This is a genomic window from Flaviramulus sp., assembly GCF_982512915.1.
In genome coordinates, this window is record NZ_CEWOCJ010000005.1 from 60,872 (window position 1) to 82,370 (window position 21,499).

The following is a 21,499-nucleotide window of genomic DNA, read 5'->3' on the forward strand; positions in this document are numbered from 1 at the left end:
ATGTAAAACAAAAAACACTGATAATCATACAATTAACAGTGTTTTGATACTTCCTATTTCTAGGTTCGTCGGGGTGGCAGGATTCGAACCTGCGACCTCCGCGTCCCAAACGCGGCGCGATAACCGGGCTACGCTACACCCCGATTTTTGGTTATCTGTTTTGCGGAGAGACAGGGACTCGAACCCTGGCGACAGTTACCCGTCGACAGATTAGCAATCTGCTCCATTACCACTCTGGCACCTCTCCTAATTTTTTATAAGAACTCTTGCAATAAAATTGCGGTTGCAAATGTAATTCATCCACAACAAGAACGCAACTATTTTATTTGTTTTTTTAAAATATTATTCCGGGTATTCTATTCTTAAATGATAAATATTTGCTAGCTTGTACTTTAGCACTTTTTTAATAGACTCAATTTCTTTAAAAGTTATATTGGCATTCAAAAATTGATTATCTTCAATTTGTTTATTTATAATATTTTCAACAAAAGCTTCAATTTTAGCAGTTGTTGGCTCTTTTAAACTTTTAGATGCAGCTTCAACACTATCGCACATCATTAAAATAGCTGTTTCTTTACTAAATGGTTTCGGACCCAGATAAGCAAAATCTTCTCTTTCAGCTTCTGAAAATTGTTTTACCTCTTGTGCATAAAAATAATAAACAAGGCTTGTTCCATGATGTGTACGAATAAAATCTATAACTCTATCTGGTAAATTATTTTTTCTAGCTATTTCAATACCAGCAATCACATGATCAATAATTATTCTTGCACTTTCCTTGTAAGACATTTCATCATGTGGATTTATACCTGTAGATTGATTTTCAGTAAAATAAGTAGGGTTTTTCATTTTACCAATATCGTGGTATAAAGCTCCTACCCTAACTAGCATAGCGTTTGCGCCTATTTCATTAGCACTTGCTTCAGCTAAATTGGCAACATTAAGAGAATGATGAAAAGTTCCTGGAGCTTTATTAGAAAGCTCTTTAAGTAACTTAGAATTTGTATCAGACAATTCTAAAAGAGAAACGTCGGATACTAAACCAAATAATTTTTCGTACGCGTAAATTAAGGGTTGAACGAATAAAGTAGCCAATCCACATAAAATGAACCAAATAAAAGTTTCCCATTTGAGGGTTTCTATGGTACCTTCATGAATAACAAAAAAAGCAAAATAAGCTAATATGTAAATACCAGTAATTTGACCAACGGAAATAAATAAATTAGCTCGTTTGTACAATTCTGAAACTGTTAATATAGTTACAATACCTGCAATAATTTGAAGAAACATATACTCATAACTATTCGGTACAATAAATCCTAATAATAATACTGTTAGTACATGGGCAAAAAGACCTAATCTAGCATCAAAAAATGCCTTAAAAACCAGTGGTAAAATTGAAATAGGAACTATATAAATATATTTTGAATCGTAATTTACTACCAAAGTTGTAATAAAAATCATCAAAGAAATATTGAAAAAGATAAAAGTTACTTTGGTATTATTTTCAAAAACTTCCATACGGTATTTTCTCAAAAACAATAGTAGCATCAATAAAGCTAAAGCTACCAATACCGTGTAAGCAAATAGCACTAATAAATAATTTGATTTATTCCAAACTTGAGATTCATATTCGAATTGTAATGATTTTAGAATTTGATATTTCTCATTATCAATCACTTCTCCTTTTGAAATAATTAAAGTTTCTCTTGCAATACTACCACGAGTAAAAGCAATTTTTGAAATTTCATCCTCTAAAGCTTTATCTGTAAAAGATTTATTTAACAGCATATTTGGCTGTATTATATCAAAAAACAAAGCAATAAATTCTGTATTGTATCTAGAAAAACTAGTTTCTAGAAGTGCTTTATTGATTAATGGTGAAATGTCATCTTGCTGAACTAAATTAGAAAAAAAACAGGTGTTAATTTTTTCTCTACCATCTAAAATAGAAACGCTTCTTTCGTCATCAAAGTCATGATTTTCGTTTAAAATCCCAAATTCATATAATTGTGAAATGATATTTTTACCAACATCATATAAATTATCAGATAATTTTCTTGTAATTGAATCTGAAAAAATATTTTTGAATTGCAAGTCAAAGTCGCGTTCAACTTTACCTTTAACTTTAGTATCAATAGTAAAATATAACTGAGAATTATCCGTTATTTCTTTTTTATTAGAAGCTATTTCTGATTCTGTTTTTTTTATAGCAAAATCAAAAGGGGCATATAAGTTTTCAGATTGCCAAGGCTTTCCTCTTTCAAAATTATACTTAAACTTTCCGCTTTTAGGAAACAAATACACAATTAAAAAGGTGGTAGCAATAAACAATAAGCCTTTATAAATCAAGGAATGGTTTCTGTAAAGTTTATTTATAGAATCTTTCATTTAAAAAATTAAGGAAATCAAATGTAATAAAATTATAAGCTATTACCATTTTTTATAAGGTTGGAATCCTTCAAATTTCTATTAAAATCGTTATTTTCGCAAGTACTAAACTAAATCATAATTTAAATGCTTAACGAAGTTGTTATAGTTTCAGCAGTTAGAACACCAATAGGGAGTTTTTTAGGATCATTATCAACTATTCCTGCACCAAAATTAGGTGCCATAGCTATAAAAGGTGCTTTAGATAAAATTAATTTAAAGCCAGAATTAGTTGAAGAAGTTATAATGGGTAATGTGGTTCAAGCTGGTACAGGACAGGCACCTGCTAGACAAGCTGCCATTTATGCAGGGATACCTAACACCGTGCCTTGCACAACTGTAAATAAAGTATGTGCCTCAGGAATGAAAGCTGTAATGCAGGCTGCGCAATCCATTGCAATTGGAGACACCCAGATTGTTATTGCTGGTGGTATGGAAAATATGAGTATGATACCACACTATTTATATGCTCGAACTGGAACTAAATTTGGACCAACTACTCTTATAGATGGTATGCAAAAAGATGGATTAGTTGATGCTTATGACCAAAATGCCATGGGAGTTTGTGCTGATGCTTGTGCAACTGAATATAAATTTTCGCGTGAAGATCAAGATGCTTTTGCTATTCAATCTTACAAAAGATCTGCAAGTGCTTGGGAGGCTGGTAAATTCAACAACGAAATTGTACCTGTTGAAGTACCTCAACGTCGTGGAGAACCTCTAAAAATATCCAAAGATGAAGAATTTACAAATGTAATTTTAGATAAAATACCACAATTAAGACCTGCATTTTCAAAAGATGGCACTGTTACTGCTGCTAATGCTTCAACTATTAATGATGGTGCAGGTGCAATGATTTTAATGAGTAAAGCTAAAGCCGATGAATTGGGTTTAAAAGTTCTTGCAATTATAAAAGGGTACGCCGATGCGGCTCACGAACCTGAATGGTTCACTACTGCTCCTGCTAAAGCTTTGCCAAAAGCATTAGATAAAGCTGGAATTAAATTAAATGATGTTGATTATTTTGAATTTAATGAAGCATTTTCTGTTGTAGGATTAGCCAATATGAAAATTTTAGGTTTAGATGATAAAAACGTTAATGTAAATGGTGGTGCTGTATCATTAGGCCATCCTCTAGGATGTTCGGGAGTTAGAATTTTAATAACCCTTATGAATGTTTTAGAACAAAATAACGCTAAAATTGGAGCTGCAGCCATTTGTAATGGCGGTGGTGGTGCTTCTGCAGTTATTATTGAACGAAATTAAGTTATTTTAATGCAATACGGAATTTGTAATTTAAGCATTGTTCCTTTAAGAAATGAACCTGCAGATACTAGTGAGTTAGTTTCACAAGTTCTGTATGGTGAAATTTTTAAAGTATTAGAACAACGTAAAAATTGGAGTAAAATCAGACTTACATTTGATAAATATGAAGGTTGGGTTGATAACAAGCAATATTTTGAATTAACGGATGAACAATACCATATTTTAAATAAAGAAAATCTTAAACTTTCTCTAGATTTAGTTGAGTTTATCGAAGATAGCAACGCGCAATTACATCCTATCCTTTTGGGCTCTACTCTTAACGGATTACATATTTTAAATCACAAATACGAAGGTAATTTAACATCCAAAAAAGAACCAAAAGAGCATATTCTAAAAACAGCTTTTATGTATTTAAATGCGCCTTATTTATGGGGTGGAAAAACATCTTTTGGAATTGACTGTTCTGGTTTTACACAAATGGCTTATAAATTAAATGGTTATAAATTACTAAGAGATGCTTCTCAACAAGCAACCCAAGGAGATGCTTTAAGTTTTATTGAAGAAAGTGAGCCTGGTGATTTAGCTTTTTTTGATAATAATGAAGGCATTATTACCCATGTTGGTATTATTATGAAGGATAATTATATCATTCACGCTCATGGCAAAGTTAGAATTGATCGTCTAGATCATTCAGGAATCTATAATGTAGATAAAAAAATACATACCCATAAATTACGGGTTATTAAAAAAATAATATAAAAAAGCCACTTTTAAAAAGTGGCTTTTTTATATTATAATAATTAATTTACTCCGCTTCAATAGAATCAACTAACTCTTTGATTTTTTTATATTTATCAGTTTCACCAAGGATACTATAAATATTCATTAAAGTTTTAGCTGCACTTAAATTTTTAGCATCGTAATCTAATGCTTTTGTCAAATAAGGAACTGCTTCTTTATACAAATTTTTTCTTTTTTCTCTTAATTCATCATAGCGTAAATCATCCTTTTTTGAACTACCCAAACCATTCATCTCTTTAATAATTGGCTCTTCTTGTCCTAATACTAATGCTGATAAATTAATATAAGCATTTACATAGGTAGGATCTAATTCTATGGCTTTTAAATAGTATGATCTAGACTCATCAACTTCACCAGATTCAGAAGCAATTACTCCTAAGTTATATTGTAATTCTGGATTAGTAGGGTCCATTCGTGTAGCCTCTTGAAGCAAACCTTTAAACTTCTCAGTATTACCCATTTTATAGTAAACATTAGCTTCAGACAACAATAAATTGATATCGTTAGGAGATTCTACTCTTGCATCTTTCATTGCTGTTAAAGCTTTTTCATCATCACCTTTACTAACATAAATTAGAGCAATATTTTTTACTATTTCAGGTTTTTTCGATTCTGTGTTACGGGCTCCTGGATTTATGTGACTTTTCGCTTTCACATATAAATCTCTAGTATTTTTATCTAATACTACTTCTTTTCCAGATTCAACTTCAGTAGCAAAATACTCTTTTTCAATACCAGTATAACCTAAATCTTTAAGTTTTTGATACAAAATTAAAGCCCTATCATAGTCTTGAACACTAACAGATGTTGCTGCTGCATAATATAAAAAAACTGTATCTGATACTTTAACATTATAAGCAGACTCAAAATAAGTGGATGCTATTTTGTAATCTTTTTTCTCATATGCGTCATTTCCTTTTGATAAGAAATTATTAAGCATATCTGTTTTTAATTGTTCAATCTCTGCTGTGAAGCCAGAATTTACGTTTTCAATACTTTCAATTGCTTTATCAATATCTTGGTTGTTTGCAGTTCCATTTGCAAAAAGGGATAAAGCGTTTAAATAATAGTATTGAGATTTTAATTTATCATCAAGTGATGACAACATTGGTTGTACAAGTTTTAATGATTCTTTAGCTTCTGAAAAACTAGAACTTTTAATTGCTTTTTCAGCGGCTTTCAATTCTTTTTTTTGTGCAAATGAAAATGCACTTATTGAAAACGCTAAAGCAATGATAATTTGTTTTTTCATTTTTAATAAAATTTAGTTTAATCTTCTGTGTTATTTTCTTCTATGGAATTATCAAGAGTTGTGCCATCTTGTAAATCGTTACTTTCATCTAAGATTTCATCAGCTTCAACTTCCTCTTCTCGCATTACTTTTGCAACAGCTGCGATAGAATCATTGCCTTTTAAGTTAATCAATTTCACCCCCTGAGTAGCTCTCCCCATAGTACGTAAGTTTTCAACTGCAAGTCTAATAGCAATACCTGATTTATTAATTATCATTAAATCATCATTATCTGTTACACTTTTTATGGCTACTAAATCACCTGTTTTTTCAGTAATAGAAATTGTTTTCACACCTTTACCTCCACGGTTAGTTATCCTATAAACTTCCTCACCATCTTCTGGATCATCAATAAAAGTTCGTTTACCATAACCGTTCTCAGAGACTACTAGAACAGTTTCTTCTTGTGGATTCTCTATAGTAACCATACCAATAACTTCATCTTTACTATTAGCCAAAGTAATACCTCTTACCCCAGAAGCACTTCTACCCATAGGTCTAGTTTTTCCTTCTTCGAAACGAATAGCTTTGCCAGATTTTAAGGCTAACATTACTTGACTGTTTCCTGTTGTTAACTTAGCTTCTAACAATTCATCATCTTCCTTAATAGTTATAGCATTTATGCCATTGGTTCTAGGACGTGAATATTGCTCTAAAGAAGTCTTCTTAACCTGACCATTCTTAGTAGCCATAATAACATAATGACTATTTATGTAATCTTCATCTTTTAAATCTTGAGTACAAATGAAAGCCATAACTTTATCATCTTGTTCAATATTTATGAGATTTTGAATTGCTCTTCCTTTAGATGTTTTACTGCCTTCTGGTATTTCATAAACACGCATCCAGAAACATTTTCCTTTAAGAGTAAAGAACAACATATATTGATGGTTAGTTCCAACAAATAAATGCTCTAAGAAATCTTCATTTCTGGTGGTTGAAGCTTTTTGACCTACACCTCCTCTGTTTTGAGTTTTATATTCAGTTAAAGACGTTCGTTTGATATAACCCGCATGAGAAATAGTAATGACTACTTGCTCATCTGGAATCATATCTTCTATACTTAAATCACCTCCTGCATATTCAATAACTGAGCGACGCTCATCACCATATTTATCTCTGATTACTTCTAATTCAGATTTAATAATTTCCATTCTTCGCTCTTTCTTGTCTAGAATATCTTTTAAATCTTCAATAGTTTTCATCAATTCTTCATACTCAGCACGAAGTTTGTCTTGCTCTAAGCCTGTAAGTTGGCGTAAACGCATTTCAACAATAGCTTTGGCTTGAATTTCTGTAAGTTTAAAACGTTCAATTAATTTTTCGCGTGCTTCATCAGCATTCGCCGATGCTCTAATTAAAGCAATAACCTCATCAATATTATCCGATGCAATAATTAAACCTTCTAAAATATGAGCACGTTCTTCAGCTTTACGCAATTCATATTTAGTTCGTCTAACAACTACTTCATGTCTGTGTTCTACGAAATAATGAATTAATTCTTTAAGATTTAAAAGCTGTGGACGACCGTTTACTAAAGCGATATTATTAACACTAAATGAGGACTGTAACGCGGTGTACTTAAACAATTTATTTAATACTATATTTGGTATAGCATCACGTTTTAAAACGTAAACAATACGCATACCGTTTCTATCAGATTCATCGCGTATTGTTGAAATACCTTCTAATTTTTTTTCATTTACCAAATCAGCAGTTTTCTTAATCATATCTGCTTTATTCACTTGGTAAGGTATCTCAGTAACTATGATACATTCTCTACCTGCAACCTCTTCAATATTTGCTTTACCACGCATCATAACACGTCCACGACCTGTATGAAATGCCTCTTTAACACCATCATAACCGTAAATGGTGCCTCCTGTTGGGAAATCTGGTGCTTTTACATGCTTGATTAGCTCATCAATTTCGATTTCAGTATTCTCGATATAAGCAATCGTGCCATTTACAACTTCAGTTAAATTGTGAGGCGGCATATTGGTAGCCATACCTACAGCAATACCAGAAGCTCCATTTACTAATAAACCAGGAACTCTTGTTGGTAAAACTGTTGGTTCTTGTAGGGTGTCATCAAAATTTAATTTATGATCTACAGTTTCTTTTTCAATATCTGCCAACATGTCTTCAGATATTTTTCGCATGCGCGCCTCAGTATAACGCATTGCTGCTGGACTATCGCCATCAATAGAGCCAAAGTTTCCTTGGCCATCTACAAGCATATAACGTAAACTCCATTCTTGAGCCATACGCACCATAGCATCATAAACAGATGTATCACCATGTGGGTGATATTTTCCTAAAACTTCTCCAACTATTCTCGCGGATTTTTTATGTGCAGTATTTGCTCTAACACCTAGTTCATGCATGCCATAAAGCACACGTCTATGAACCGGTTTTAAACCATCTCTTACATCTGGTAAAGCACGTGACACAATGACTGACATTGAATAATCAATGTAAGCCGATTTCATCTCATCCTCAATGTTAATAGGGATCAATTTTTCTCCTTCTGCCATATAAAATTTAATTTAGTTTTATGTCTATTTCAAAACATGCTAATATAAGTATTTCAATAGTTTTGATATGAGTTTATGAAGCTTTTTTCCTGTTTTTTATTAACAATTTACAGGTCTTTTTTAGTTAATAAATATCATTTAAAAAGTTTTGATTTAATAAAGTTTTTTTCGTCAATTAGCATCATGCCGCGTTTTTTAGGTATAGTTTTTGCCGTTGGTAAAATGTTTTACTATTTTTAATGCAGAAAGGACACTATTTATGGATGATAATTTTTCCCCAAGAGTAAAAGATGTTATAGCTTTTAGTAAAGAAGAAGCATTGCGCTTAGGTCATGATTTTATTGGTACCGAGCACCTAATGCTTGGGCTTTTACGTGATGGTAATGGCAAAGCAATTAACATATTAAATGCCTTAGATGTTGATTTAAATCATTTAAGACGAAAAGTAGAAATATTAAGTCCTGCTAACCCAAATATATCTGTAACTTCTAATCAAAAAAAGAACTTACATCTTACTAGGCAAGCAGAACGTGCTTTAAAAACAACTTTTCTAGAAGCTAAACTCTTTCAGAGCTCTTCCATAAATACAGCACATTTATTACTATGTATTTTGAGAAATGAAAACGACCCCACTACTAAGCTTTTAAATAAGCTAAAAGTTGACTATGATAATGTTAAAGAACAATTTAAATTTATGATTACAAACGACAACAATTATATCGAACCCAAAGCAGAATTTCAAGATGACGATTCAAACTCTGATGATGATGCTTCCAAAGACAATATTTTTAATACCCCTACAGGAAAAACTAATAAGAAATCTAAAACTCCAGTCTTAGATAATTTTGGGCGGGATTTAACAGCCATGGCCGAAGAAGGCAAGTTAGATCCTGTTGTTGGACGTGAAAAAGAAATAGAACGCGTTTCACAAGTTTTAAGTAGAAGAAAGAAAAATAATCCACTTTTGATAGGAGAACCTGGGGTTGGTAAATCTGCCATAGCAGAAGGTTTGGCGCTTAGAATTGTTAAAAGAAAAGTATCTCGTATTCTTTTTAATAAACGTGTAGTAACTTTAGATTTAGCAAGTTTAGTTGCAGGAACTAAATACAGAGGACAGTTTGAAGAGCGCATGAAAGCCGTGATGAATGAACTTGAAAAAAATGATGATGTCATTCTTTTTATAGATGAAATTCACACCATAGTTGGTGCAGGTGGTGCTACAGGAAGTTTAGATGCTTCAAATATGTTTAAACCTGCTTTAGCTAGAGGTGAAATCCAATGTATTGGCGCTACGACGCTTGATGAATATAGACAATATATTGAAAAAGATGGCGCCTTAGAACGTCGTTTTCAAAAAGTTATAGTTGAACCAACAACAGTTGAGGAAACTATTGAAATTCTTAACAATATTAAAGGTAAATACGAAGAACATCATAACGTTGATTATACTCCTGAAGCTATTGAGGCTTGTGTGAAATTAACTAACAGGTATATGACTGAACGTTTTTTACCAGATAAAGCTATTGATGCTTTAGATGAAGCTGGTTCTCGTGTTCATATTACCAATATTGAAGTTCCAAAACAAATAATTGAGCTTGAAAAAGAGTTAGAAGCCATTAAAGAAACTAAAAATGCTGTTGTTAGAAAACAAAAATATGAAGAAGCAGCAAAACTTAGAGATGATGAAAAACGCATTGAAAAAGAATTAGCTATCGCTCAAGAAAAATGGGAAGAAGATACCAAACAGCATCGTGAAATTGTAACAGAAGATAATGTTGCAGATGTCGTTTCCATGATTACAGGAGTTCCCGTAAACCGAATAGCTCAAACTGAAATCAATAAATTAGCAGAATTACCAAATTTAATAAAAGGTAAAGTAATTGGGCAAGATGAAGCAGTTTCTAAAGTAGTTAAAGCTATTCAGCGCAACCGTGCTGGACTTAAAGATCCTAACAAGCCCATTGGGTCGTTTATATTTTTAGGGCAAACAGGCGTAGGTAAAACTCAGTTAGCCAAAGTGTTATCGAGAGAGTTGTTTGATAGTGAAGATTCGCTTGTTCGTATTGACATGAGTGAATACATGGAGAAATTTGCAATTTCTAGATTAGTTGGAGCACCTCCGGGATATGTTGGTTATGAAGAAGGCGGTCAATTAACTGAAAAAGTGAGACGTAAACCTTATGCAGTAATTCTTTTGGATGAGATTGAAAAAGCGCATCCTGATGTATTTAACATGCTATTACAAGTTTTAGATGATGGTTACTTAACTGATAGTTTAGGAAGAAAAATAGATTTTAGAAACACTATTATCATCATGACTTCTAATATTGGCGCTCGTAAACTTAAAGATTTTGGAACAGGAATAGGTTTTGGTACTGCTTCGCAAAAAGCACAAGAAGATGCTAACGCCAGAAGCGTTATCGAAAATGCCCTTAAAAAATCATTTGCTCCTGAATTTTTAAATAGAATTGATGATGTCGTTGTATTTAATGCCTTAGAAAAAGAAGATATCAACAAAATTATTGATATTGAACTAAACAAACTTCTTATTAGAATTAAAGATTTAGGTTATAATTTAACACTAACAAATGAAGCTAAAGATTTTATAGCTGAAAAAGGATTTGACAAACAATATGGAGCAAGACCCTTAAAAAGAGCGATTCAGAAATATGTTGAAGATGCCTTAGCTGAAGAAATTGTAGCATCTCATTTACAAGAAGGCGATAGTATTAAAATTGACCTTGATAAAAAAAGTGAAGAATTAAAGATTTCAATTGAAAAGGCTGAGAAACCCACAGAATCTTAATTATTTATAAATCTTAATTATTTTAAAATCCTACTAAAAATTTATTAGTAGGATTTTTTTTTTAAAAAACTGTAACAAATAAAAATAACGTTAATCTATATTATAAGAATTTGATTATTTGACACCAACCACATTAAATAATGAACAACTAATACCGCTTTGTAAGTCTGGTAACCAATCTGCACAATTGGAAATTTATAACAGATATTACAAAGCCATGTATAACACGTCATTTAGAATTGTGAAAAACAATTTTGAAGCGGAAGATATCATGCAAGATTCATTTTTAATGGCTTTTACAAAAATAGAAACATTAAAAGAGGCTAACATGTTTGGTCCTTGGTTAAAACGAATTGTTATAAACAACAGTATTCATCATTATAAAAAAAACAGTAAACATCAAGAGGTTTCGATAGATGAGTTGATATATAAAATTGATAATAGTGCTGATGGTATTGAAAGCGATTATGAATTTACAAATTTAAAGGCGCAACAAGCTTTAATCGCTTTAAAAACCTTAAAAGATAATTATAGAATTGCTTTAACATTAAACCTCATTGAAGGTTATGATTATGAAGAAATAAGCGAGATTATGAATATAAGTTACGCCAATTGCAGAACTACAATCTCGAGAGCAAAAGATAGTTTAAAACAAAAGTTACAATCCATCATTGTATAAAAATTAGATTATGAGTAAACAAATTGATGATTTATTTAAAAAATTGAAACACGATTTTGATTTTGAAATGCCAGATAATGGCCATGAAAATAGGTTTTTAAACAAGTTACAAAACAACCATAAAGCCAAAGTAATTACTCTGAGTAATAAATATAATTTATGGAAACCTTTTATAGGCATAGCAGCATCTGTAGCCTTAATTTTATCAATATTTAATTACGTGCAACAAGAAGATAACTCAGGAGATTTATCAAGTGTTTCTCCTAAAATGGCTGAAACACAAGATTTTTTCACACTAACAATTAACGAGGAATTAAATAACATTAACCAAGAATTTTTACCCGAAGTTCAAGGTTTAATAAAAGATGCTTTATCTCAAATTAAAAAACTAGAAGAAGATTATAATTCTTTAAAAATAGATTTGATTGAAAGTGGAGACGACAACAGAGTTATCTACGCAATGATTTCAAATTTTCAAAATAGAATTGAGATTTTAAAAAATACTATAAATGAAATTAATAAAGTAAAACAATTAAAAAATTCATCAAATCATGAAACGAGCACTACAATTTAGAATCTTTTTAGCATTATTAATGATGCCCTTATTTATTTCTGCTTCCACAGAAATAAAAGACAAACACACAAAAACCAAAACTATTAAAAAAGAGTTTTCAGTAAACTCAAATGCTACTCTAAAAGTAAATAACAGTTACGGAAATATTGACGTTATTACTTGGAATGAAAATAGAATTGTATTTGAAATTATAATTACAACATCTGGCAACGACGAAGAAAAAGTTGAAGATAAATTAAACGATATTGATGTTAAATTCTCTAATTCCGTTGATTTAGTTGCAGCTGAAACGCAGTTCAATAAAAATAGTTCAAAATCATGGTGGAATTGGAACAACAAAAACAATGTTAATATGAAAATTAATTACGTTGTTAAAATGCCAATTACAGGAAAAGTAAAATTAAGCAATGATTACGGCAATATTAATTTAGCTAAACTAGAAGGAAGCGCCGAAATAAATTGTGATTATGGAAAAATAACTACAAAAGAACTTATGGCTGATAATAATATTTTAAATTTTGATTACACAAAAGGCTGCTATTTTGAATACATAAAAAGTGGTAAAATTAATGCGGATTATAGTGGGTTTACCGTTTCAAAAAGTAAAAACTTAGATATTAATGCAGATTATTCTAATTCTGAAATTGAAATAGTTGAAGACCTAAACTATAACTGTGATTACGGAAGTTTAAATATTGGGAAAGCTAATAACATCAATGGTAATGGTGATTATTTAACTACTAAAATTGGTGATGTATATAAAAACGTATCATTAAAAGCAGATTATGGTTCAATAAGAATAAATAGGATGAATGAAAATGCAGGAAACATTACCATACAATCTAATTATGTAGGTATTAAAATAGGTTATGTTTCAAGATATCAATTTGATTTTGATATCAATCTTCAATTTGCTTCCTTGAATAATGATAGCGACCTAGAGTTTACAAAAAAAACTGTAAAATCTTTTGATAAACATTACATTGGTTACCGTGGTAGTTCATCATCAGGAAATAAGATTTCATTAACATCAGATTATGGTAGCGTTACTCTTTTTGAAAATTAAATAATAAAACTAAAATCAATTAATTATGAAAACATCAATCAAAAAACAAACAGTCCTATTTTTAGTTACTCTGCTATTTGTAACAACCTCTCATGCCCAATGGAAAAAAATAAAAGGTAATGGTAATAAAACTAAAATTACAAGAACAACCTCTGAATATGATGGTATAAAATGTGCTGGTTCTTTTGATTTCATCTTAATATATAGTGAAGAAGGTAAAATATCTATTGAAGGAGAAGAAAACTTATTAGAATACATTATAACCGAAGTAAAGGACAATAATCTCATAATAAAAACTCAAAAAGGAATCGATTTAAAAACAAGTTTTAATAAAGGAATTAAAATAACAATTCCATTTAAAGATATCAGTGAAATGTCGTTAGCTGGTTCTGGTGATTTATGGAATATAGACCGAATAAACTCTGAAAATTTTGAAGTTTCCCTATCTGGTTCTGGAGATGTGATTTTAGATATTAACACTAACTATTTAAAAGCTTCAATTGCAGGTTCTGGTGATTTAACTTTAAAGGGAAACACTACTAATTTAGATGCTAAAGTAGCTGGATCTGGAGATTTACATGGGTTTGATTTAAAATCAAATAACACTGACATTTCACTTGCCGGATCTGGAGAGGCTAAAGTTAATAGTAAAGATAATCTAAAAGCAAGAGTAGCTGGATCTGGAGATATTGTTTATAGAGGTAATCCAAAAACTGATACTAAAGTTGCAGGAAGTGGAAGTATTACTAATAACTAATAAAAAACTAAAAAAAGAGCAGCATATTAGTTGTACTGCTCTTTTTTTATATCTTTTGTTTTGGCACCCTAAACAATAAAATAACACCAGCTAAAAAGAATACAAAAAGAAATAATATAGAATTTCGCATGCTACCGGTAATTTGATCAATGGTGCCAAAAATAAGCATTCCTAAAACAATACCTACTTTTTCGGTAACATCATAAAAACTAAAATAAGATGTTGTATCATTTGTTTTAGGCAAATATTTTGAATACGTAGATCGAGATAAAGATTGTATACCTCCCATAACAAAACCAACCACACCTGCAGTAATATAAAATTCGGTAGGTGTTTCAACAAAATAGCCATAAAAACAAATAAACATCCAAATAACATTAATAATTATTAATGTTTTAATATTTCCAAATTTAGAAGAAGATTTTGAAGTAAGTATAGCTCCAAAAACCGCAACAATTTGAATCAATAAAATACTTACGATAAGTCCTTGAGTTTTTTGATCATCATTATCCCAATTAATTTCTTGTTCACCATAAAATGCCGCTACCAACATAATTGTTTGAACAGCCATACTGTAAACGAAAAAGGCGTTTAAAAATCTTTTTAAAGCTAAATTAGCCGTTAAATTTCCCCATACCTTTTTTAATTCTTTTAATCCATTAAAAATAATATGTCTTTTAACTTTATTCCCTGTTGGGACTCCTTTTGGTAAGTAATAAAATGAATATTGACTAAACACTATCCACCAAATTCCTACGGTAATAAAACTTGTTCGCATGGCTTCAATGGATGCTGCGTTTTTATCAGCCTCAGTTTCGCCAATATCAAAACAAAACCATTCTGGATACATCACCATAGCTAGATTAAATAGTAACAATGTTACACTTCCAATATATCCAAGGCTAAATCCTTTGGCACTTAACTGGTCTTGTTGTTCTTTATGAGCAATATCGGGTAGATAAGAATTATAGAAAACTAAACTACCCCAAAAACCTAACAAACCAAATAAATAAAATAGTAAACTAATGTATATATTTTCTAAACTAAACCAATATAAACCTATGCTACCAAAAGATCCTAAATAGCAAAAAAATCTCATAAAAGACTTTTTATTACCTACATAATCTGCTATACCAGAAAGAATTGGGGAAGTGAATGCTACTATCAAAAAAGCAAATGCAGTAAGAAAAGTAATTAAAGCTGTATTTTTTACTTCTCCTCCAAAAATCTGAACTTGATTTTCATTAGTAAAATTTAATGTCCCATAAAACAAAGGAAAAATTGTGGAAACTATCGTTAACACATAAACTGAATTAGCCCAATCGTAAAATGCCCAAGCATTTAGTAATTTTTTACTTCCTTTTTCTAATTGCTCCATTTATTTTGATTTAAAAAACTTAAAGGTGAATTACAAATATTCTTTAAACTAATTTTATTTAATTTGATTTCAAAAAAAGCCGCCTATAAATGGCGGCTCCTAAAGTAAACAAATATTTTTTATTACTAGAATTTTCCTAATGGTCTAAAACTTGTAACACCAAATTTATTAGCTTCTGATTTTGCTTGTGATGCTAAAGACTTTAAGTTAGCAATACGAGAATCATTAGATGGATGTGTACTTAAAAATTCTGGTGGAGCCTGCCCTCCACTATTAGCTTTCATGCGTTCCCACAATACAGATGCTTCATCTGGGTTGTATCCTGCTATTGCCATTAAATAGATTCCAATTTTATCAGCTTCAGTTTCATGACTTCTACTAAATGGCAACATACCTGCAACATTAGAAACTATTCCATAAGATTGATTAAAAATACCTAAAGCTTGTTGATCATTAGACAAAGCAACATTACCTGCAACAGCCAATCCTTGTTGTATGTATGCTGCACTCATACGCTGTTGTCCGTGATTTGCTAAAGCATGTGCTACCTCATGTCCCATAATGGCAGCAATACCAGTTTCATTTAATGCAATTGGCAAAATACCTGTATAAAATGCAATTTTTCCACCTGGCATACACCAAGCATTTACTTGTTCAGATTCTATAAGGGTATATTCCCATTTATAATCTTTTAAGTAACCTGCAAAATCATTGGCGTTTAAATAGCGCTCAGCGGCTACAGCAATTCTTTGGCCTACTCTTGTAATCATTTCAGCATTAGCAGTTCCTTTAACTACTTTATTATCAGTAAGTACTTGGTTATATTGAGCAAATGCAGATGGAAACAACTGATCGTTAGAAACAAAAGCCATCGTTTTTTTTCCTGTAAAAGGATTTGTTGCACAAGAAAAAATTATTAATGTGATTACAAATGCTAAGGTTATTTTTTTTGATTTCATTTTTAATGTTTTATTATGATTATAAAATTACAAAAATCGTTTCTTAAAATTAGACTCAAATTATTTTTATTAGTCACTAATAAATTGAAAATAATTTAGTGAAGTTAAAGTGTTATGTTTTTAATTATTTACGACTTATTTTAGTAGAAAATATATATTATGAAAAACTTAATAATAATTTGTTTATTTTTTATAGTAAGCAGTTGTGAAGGAAATGCTCAAAAAAAAGATAAGAAAATTTATAAAGTTTCAAAAACTGAAACAGAATGGAAAGCACAATTAACCGAATCAGAATTCTATGTATTAAGAAAAGCTGGTACAGAACGTGCTTTTACAAGTCCTTTAAATAAAAAATATAAAGAAGGAACTTACGTTTGTAAAGCTTGCGAAACTCCTTTATTTAAAAGTGAACATAAATTTGATTCTGGTACTGGATGGCCAAGTTTTGATAGAGAAATTAAAGGCAATGTTGCTTTTTCTACAGATTATGATTTAGGATATGCCAGAACTGAAGAGCACTGTGCAACATGTGGTGGCCATTTAGGACATGTTTTTAATGATGGTCCAAGAGATACTACTGGGAAAAGACACTGCATAAATGGTGTTTCCTTAACCTTTATTCCAAAAAATTAGTTTTTTAATGGAAAGTTTTATTAGAAGTGTGCTTAAACAATTTGAATACTATAAAATTTTAGGTGATAAAACTTTTGAGCAACTTAGCTTTGACGAAATGCAATGGCAAAGTGATTCAGAATCTAACAGTATTTCCATAATTGTTAAACATTTGGCTGGTAATATGCTGAGCAGATGGACCAATTTTTTAATTGAAGATGGTGAAAAAGATTGGAGAAATAGAGATATTGAATTTTTAAATAATTTTAATTCTAAAGAAGAAATAATTGCAACTTGGGAAAGTGGTTGGCATTGTTTTTTTAAAGCTATAAAACCGCTGAATCAAAATGATTTAGAAAGCATTATCTACATTAGAAATGAAGGACATACAATTTTAGAAGCGATTAATAGACAATTAGCCCATTATCCTTATCACGTTGGACAAATAGTTTTTATTGGAAAACTTATAAAAGGTAAAAACTGGCATTCTCTTTCTATTCCTGTAGGAGATTCTCTAAAGCATAATCAAGAAAAATTTAGCAAAGAAAAAATCAAACGACATTTTACAAATGATTTGTAATCTTTTAAGTTTTTTTCTTTTTAAAGGGCCTAATAATTAATCGTGCTTCTCTATCAAAACGTATATAATTATAAACCCAGTTAATAAAAACCACCATGCGGTTTCTAAAACCAATTAAAAAAAATAGATGCACAAACATCCAAACATACCAGGCAAAAACACCTTGAAATTTAAAGTTATTTAAATCTACCACAGCTTTATTCCTGCCTATGGTAGCCATAGCACCTTTATCTTTATAAACAAAAGGACTCATTGGTTTATCTTCAATTAATTTTAACAAATTATTTCCAAGTTGTTGACCTTGTTGTATGGCAGGTTGGGCCATCATAGGAAATCCATCTGGAAATTCTTCACTAATTGAACAAGCAATATCTCCAATTGCAAAAATATTTTCAAACCCTATTACTTGATTAAACTCATTAACCAAAAGACGATTACCTCTTGTTATAAATTCATCAGCTTCTAACCCTTTTATAGTCGAGCCTTTTACTCCTGCAGCCCATACTAGTGTGGCAGTTTCAAAAGTTAAATCGGTATTTGTAGTTACCGTTTTTCCATCATAATTTGTTACCCTAACATTTTTCCAAATATTAACACCTAATTTTTCTAAAAAATCTTCAGCCTTTTTTGAGGCATTTTCGCTCATCCCTTTCAAAATACAATCACTAGACTGTATAATATGTATCTGAGCTAAACGGGTATCTAAATCTGGATAATCTTTAGGTAAAATTCCTTTTTTAATTTCAGCCAAAGCACCTGCAAGTTCTACACCCGTTGGTCCACCGCCCACTATTACAAAATTCATTAATGCATTACGCTCGTTTAAATCTGAAGTTAATAAAGCTTCTTCAAAATTTTCAAGAATAAGACTTCTCAAGTTTAATGATTGCGGTATGGTTTTCATAGCCATACTATGTTTTTCAATTTCAGAGTTACCAAAAAAGTTAGTTTCAGAACCAGATGCAACTACTAAATAATCAAAACTTAAATCTCCAATATCTGTTATAACTTTGTTGATTTTACAATCAATTTCATTAACGTTAGCTAACCTAAAATAAAAATTAGGAAAGTCTTTTAATATTTTACGTATGGGGTATGCAATAGAATCTGGCTCTAAACCGCCGGTAGAAACCTGATACAACAAAGGCTGAAATGTATGATAATTATGTTTATCTAAAAGCACAACTTGCACTTCTTGTTTTGATAACTTTTTAGCCAAAGCGATGCCCGCAAAACCACCACCAATAATAACGACTCTGGGAAAACTTGTTCTTGGTATATTCATAAATTTACACTTACTTTTCAAAGGTAATGTAAAGAAGTAAAATTTAAAGACTTCTTAATTCTTTTTTAAAAATCGATTTCGTAAATTCGTAACCTAAAATTTAACACATGAGTAAATATGATATTATAGTTCTTGGAAGTGGTCCTGGAGGTTATGTTACAGCTATTAGAGCATCTCAATTAGGGTTTAAAACTGCTATTGTTGAAAAAGAAAGCCTTGGTGGTGTTTGTTTAAATTGGGGATGTATACCAACAAAAGCCTTATTAAAATCTGCTCAAGTATTTGAATACCTAAAACATGCAAGTGATTATGGATTATCAGTTAAAGAATATGATAAAGATTTTAATGCCGTTGTTAAACGAAGTCGTGGTGTTGCAGATGGCATGAGTAAAGGTGTTCAATTCTTACTGAAAAAAAACAAAATAGACGTTATTAATGGTTTTGGGAAACTAAAACCTGGTAAAAAAGTAGAGGTTGATGGTGTTGAATATAGCGCAAGTAATATTATCATAGCAACTGGAGCTCGTTCTCGTGAGTTACCAAGTTTACCTCAAGATGGTAAAAAAGTTATTGGTTATAGGGAAGCCATGACTTTACCCGAACAACCAAAAAAGATGATTGTTGTTGGTTCTGGAGCTATTGGTGTTGAATTTGCATATTTTTATAATTCTATGGGAACTGAGGTCACTGTAGTGGAATATTTACCAAACATTGTGCCTGTCGAAGATGAAGATGTATCAAAACAATTAGAACGTTCTTTCAAAAAATCTGGTATTAATATCATGACTTCTGCAGAAGTTACTAAAGTTGATGCTTCAGGAAAAGGTGTGAAAGCAACAGTAAAAACAGCAAAAGGCGAAGAAGTTTTAGAAGCTGATATTATTTTAAGTGCTGTTGGGATAAAAACAAATATTGAAAATATCGGTTTAGAAGATGTTGGTATTGTTGTAGATAGAGATAAAATTATAGTAAATGATTTTTACCAAACAAATATTCCTGGATATTATGCAATTGGAGATGTTACTCCAGGTCAAGCTTTAGCTCACGTAGCTTCAGCTGAAGGTATATTATGTGTTGAGAAACTAGCTGGTATGCATGTGGAAGCTTTAGATTACGGAAATATTCCTGGTTGTACGTATTGTTCACCAGAAATTGCATCAGTTGGTTTAACTGAAAAACAAGCTAAAGAAAAAGGTATCGAAGTGAAAATTGGAAAATTTCCTTTTTCAGCATCTGGTAAAGCGAGTGCGGGTGGAAATAAAGATGGTTTTGTTAAAGTTATTTTTGATGCCAAATATGGAGAATGGTTAGGTTGCCATATGATTGGTGCTGGAGTGACCGATATGATTGCAGAAGCTGTTCTAGGAAGAAAATTAGAAACTACAGGGCATGAGGTTTTAAAAGCGGTACATCCACACCCTACTATGAGTGAGGCGGTTATGGAAGCGGTAGCTGATGCTTATGGTGAGGTGATACATTTGTAAAAAGTTGAAATTTCTAAAAGGCGATTCAAATTTTGAATCGCCTTTTTTTATAGTTTTAAACCAAGCCCGATAAATAAACCATTTGGTGTGATTTCCTGAAATCCAATGGTGTATTTTAAATGTAAATCTAAATTAGAACTGATATTATAAGCAGTACTTAAATCTGCTCTTATCTTAATTTTACTGGTAAAAAATCGAAAAAATAATTTATACTCGGCCCTACCATGACATCTAAATTATCAGCCATTTGATATTTTACATAAATAGGTGCATTTAAAAATTGAAAATCATTAAGTCCTATATATAAAATTTCTGTTTGTAGAGACAATGTTTCATCTACCTCAAAATCAACAAAAAACCGCCATAAAAACCAGTTTCTGTATTTTGAGTAAAGCCAAAAGTAGATTCTTGAACTTTGAAAAAAGTAAAATTTAATCCTCCTTTTACACCAAAATAACTTTTTGATTGTGCTATAGAAACTATACTACAAAAGAGGCTTAACAATAAAATAAAAAGAACCTTTTTCATTTTCAATGTTTTTAAAATAATCAACTTCTAATAAACTTATTATAGTCTCTAAAAGCTCTGAATAGCTAATTCATAACTTTGTAATCCAAACCCTAATATTACGCCTCTTGCATTTGGCGAAATGTAAGAATGATGTCTAAACTCTTCTCTATTAAAGGTATTAGATATATGAACTTCCACTACTGGAGTTTCAATTGCTTTAACAGCATCACCAATACCAATCGATGTATGCGTATATGCCGCTGCATTTAAAACAATACCATCGAAGCTAAAACCAACTTCGTGAAGTTTATCTATAAGTTCTCCTTCAATATTTGATTGAAAATAATCAATCTCGATACTTGAATATTTTTGCTTTATTTCTTCTAAAAAATCAGTGAAAGATAAACTACCATAAATAGCTGGCTCACGCTTACCTAATAAATTCAAATTTGGACCGTTTATAATAATTAGTTTTTTCATATCT

General features: G+C 30.9%; 19 protein-coding genes and 2 tRNA genes. 10 read left to right on the forward strand and 11 right to left on the reverse strand.

What is annotated here, in order from left to right; all coding sequences use genetic code 11:
- Nucleotides 1–68: 68 nt before the first annotated feature.
- The 3 genes from AC1XJX_RS05040 to AC1XJX_RS05050 all read right to left on the reverse strand — a co-directional run bounded on the left by AC1XJX_RS05040 (nt 69) and on the right by AC1XJX_RS05050 (nt 2,391).
- Nucleotides 69–143, reverse strand: a tRNA-Pro gene (locus tag AC1XJX_RS05040).
- 20 nt (nt 144–163) lie between these two features.
- Nucleotides 164–247: transfer RNA gene (locus AC1XJX_RS05045), tRNA-Ser, on the reverse strand.
- Between the two features lie 95 nt (nt 248–342).
- Nucleotides 343–2,391 (reverse strand): HD family phosphohydrolase, encoded by a 2,049-nt coding sequence (locus AC1XJX_RS05050; protein ID WP_482002879.1) that lies wholly within the window; start codon nt 2,389–2,391, stop codon nt 343–345.
- Nucleotides 2,392–2,517: 126 nt separating this feature from the next.
- Between AC1XJX_RS05050 and AC1XJX_RS05055 the strand changes: the two genes are divergently transcribed.
- Nucleotides 2,518–3,696, forward strand: coding sequence for an acetyl-CoA C-acyltransferase (locus AC1XJX_RS05055; protein WP_482002880.1), 1,179 nt, complete (start codon nt 2,518–2,520; stop codon nt 3,694–3,696).
- A gap of 9 nt (nt 3,697–3,705) precedes the next feature.
- Nucleotides 3,706–4,455, forward strand: a complete 750-nt coding sequence (locus AC1XJX_RS05060; RefSeq protein ID WP_482002881.1) for a C40 family peptidase — start codon at nt 3,706–3,708, stop codon at nt 4,453–4,455.
- Nucleotides 4,456–4,501: 46 nt separating this feature from the next.
- Here AC1XJX_RS05060 and AC1XJX_RS05065 read toward each other — a convergent pair whose 3' ends face one another.
- Both AC1XJX_RS05065 and gyrA read right to left on the reverse strand, forming a co-directional pair.
- Entirely contained in the window at nt 4,502–5,749 is a 1,248-nt protein-coding gene (locus AC1XJX_RS05065; protein ID WP_482002882.1) for a tetratricopeptide repeat protein, read from the reverse strand.
- Between the two features lie 17 nt (nt 5,750–5,766).
- Nucleotides 5,767–8,325 carry a DNA gyrase subunit A gene (gene gyrA / locus AC1XJX_RS05070; protein WP_482002883.1) on the reverse strand — a complete coding sequence of 853 codons (2,559 nt, stop codon included), beginning with the start codon at nt 8,323–8,325 and terminating at the stop codon, nt 5,767–5,769.
- 259 nt (nt 8,326–8,584) lie between these two features.
- Between gyrA and AC1XJX_RS05075 the strand changes: the two genes are divergently transcribed.
- From AC1XJX_RS05075 to AC1XJX_RS05095, 5 genes are all read left to right on the forward strand, one after another.
- Complete coding sequence (locus AC1XJX_RS05075) at nt 8,585–11,131, forward strand: ATP-dependent Clp protease ATP-binding subunit (protein WP_482002884.1); 2,547 nt, start codon at nt 8,585–8,587, stop codon at nt 11,129–11,131.
- 118 nt (nt 11,132–11,249) lie between these two features.
- On the forward strand, nt 11,250–11,810 hold the full coding sequence (locus tag AC1XJX_RS05080) for an RNA polymerase sigma factor (protein ID WP_482002885.1): 561 nt from the start codon (nt 11,250–11,252) through the stop codon (nt 11,808–11,810).
- Nucleotides 11,811–11,820: 10 nt separating this feature from the next.
- Entirely contained in the window at nt 11,821–12,384 is a 564-nt protein-coding gene (locus tag AC1XJX_RS05085; RefSeq protein WP_482002886.1) for a hypothetical protein, read from the forward strand.
- Nucleotides 12,362–13,450 (forward strand): hypothetical protein, encoded by a 1,089-nt coding sequence (locus tag AC1XJX_RS05090; RefSeq protein WP_482002887.1) that lies wholly within the window; start codon nt 12,362–12,364, stop codon nt 13,448–13,450. Before AC1XJX_RS05085 ends, AC1XJX_RS05090 begins: the two co-directional genes overlap by 23 nt.
- A gap of 25 nt (nt 13,451–13,475) precedes the next feature.
- Nucleotides 13,476–14,207 carry a head GIN domain-containing protein gene (locus AC1XJX_RS05095; protein ID WP_482002888.1) on the forward strand — a complete coding sequence of 244 codons (732 nt, stop codon included), beginning with the start codon at nt 13,476–13,478 and terminating at the stop codon, nt 14,205–14,207.
- Between the two features lie 46 nt (nt 14,208–14,253).
- Here the strand turns inward: AC1XJX_RS05095 and AC1XJX_RS05100 are convergent, their stop codons facing one another.
- Together AC1XJX_RS05100 and AC1XJX_RS05105 are read right to left on the reverse strand one after the other, a co-directional pair.
- On the reverse strand, nt 14,254–15,585 hold the full coding sequence (locus AC1XJX_RS05100) for an MFS transporter (RefSeq protein WP_482002889.1): 1,332 nt from the start codon (nt 15,583–15,585) through the stop codon (nt 14,254–14,256).
- A 125-nt stretch (nt 15,586–15,710) separates the two neighbouring features.
- Nucleotides 15,711–16,544 carry a M48 family metallopeptidase gene (locus AC1XJX_RS05105; protein WP_482002890.1) on the reverse strand — a complete coding sequence of 278 codons (834 nt, stop codon included), beginning with the start codon at nt 16,542–16,544 and terminating at the stop codon, nt 15,711–15,713.
- A gap of 159 nt (nt 16,545–16,703) precedes the next feature.
- Between AC1XJX_RS05105 and msrB the strand changes: the two genes are divergently transcribed.
- Entirely contained in the window at nt 16,704–17,177 is a 474-nt protein-coding gene (gene msrB, locus AC1XJX_RS05110) for a peptide-methionine (R)-S-oxide reductase MsrB (RefSeq protein WP_482002891.1), read from the forward strand.
- Between the two features lie 7 nt (nt 17,178–17,184).
- The gene (locus AC1XJX_RS05115) at nt 17,185–17,736 is read left to right on the forward strand and encodes a DUF1572 family protein (protein ID WP_482002892.1); all 552 of its coding nucleotides are present in this window, start codon (nt 17,185–17,187) and stop codon (nt 17,734–17,736) included.
- A gap of 4 nt (nt 17,737–17,740) precedes the next feature.
- On the opposite strand, the gene AC1XJX_RS05120 is transcribed toward AC1XJX_RS05115, so the two are convergent.
- Nucleotides 17,741–19,021, reverse strand: coding sequence for an NAD(P)/FAD-dependent oxidoreductase (locus tag AC1XJX_RS05120; protein WP_482002893.1), 1,281 nt, complete (start codon nt 19,019–19,021; stop codon nt 17,741–17,743).
- A gap of 107 nt (nt 19,022–19,128) precedes the next feature.
- Here AC1XJX_RS05120 and lpdA point away from each other — a divergent pair, with 107 nt between their 5' ends.
- Nucleotides 19,129–20,505 carry a dihydrolipoyl dehydrogenase gene (gene lpdA / locus AC1XJX_RS05125; protein ID WP_482002894.1) on the forward strand — a complete coding sequence of 459 codons (1,377 nt, stop codon included), beginning with the start codon at nt 19,129–19,131 and terminating at the stop codon, nt 20,503–20,505.
- A gap of 169 nt (nt 20,506–20,674) precedes the next feature.
- On the opposite strand, the gene AC1XJX_RS05130 is transcribed toward lpdA, so the two are convergent.
- The 3 genes from AC1XJX_RS05130 to aroQ are packed head-to-tail and all read right to left on the reverse strand — an operon-like array spanning nt 20,675 to nt 21,495.
- Nucleotides 20,675–20,833: a hypothetical protein gene (locus AC1XJX_RS05130; protein ID WP_482002895.1), complete on the reverse strand. Its 159-nt coding sequence runs from the start codon at nt 20,831–20,833 to the stop codon at nt 20,675–20,677.
- An 8-nt stretch (nt 20,834–20,841) separates the two neighbouring features.
- Nucleotides 20,842–21,033: a hypothetical protein gene (locus AC1XJX_RS05135; RefSeq protein WP_482002896.1), complete on the reverse strand. Its 192-nt coding sequence runs from the start codon at nt 21,031–21,033 to the stop codon at nt 20,842–20,844.
- Nucleotides 21,034–21,081: 48 nt separating this feature from the next.
- Nucleotides 21,082–21,495 (reverse strand): type II 3-dehydroquinate dehydratase, encoded by a 414-nt coding sequence (gene aroQ / locus AC1XJX_RS05140; protein ID WP_482002897.1) that lies wholly within the window; start codon nt 21,493–21,495, stop codon nt 21,082–21,084.
- Nucleotides 21,496–21,499: the final 4 nt, after the last annotated feature.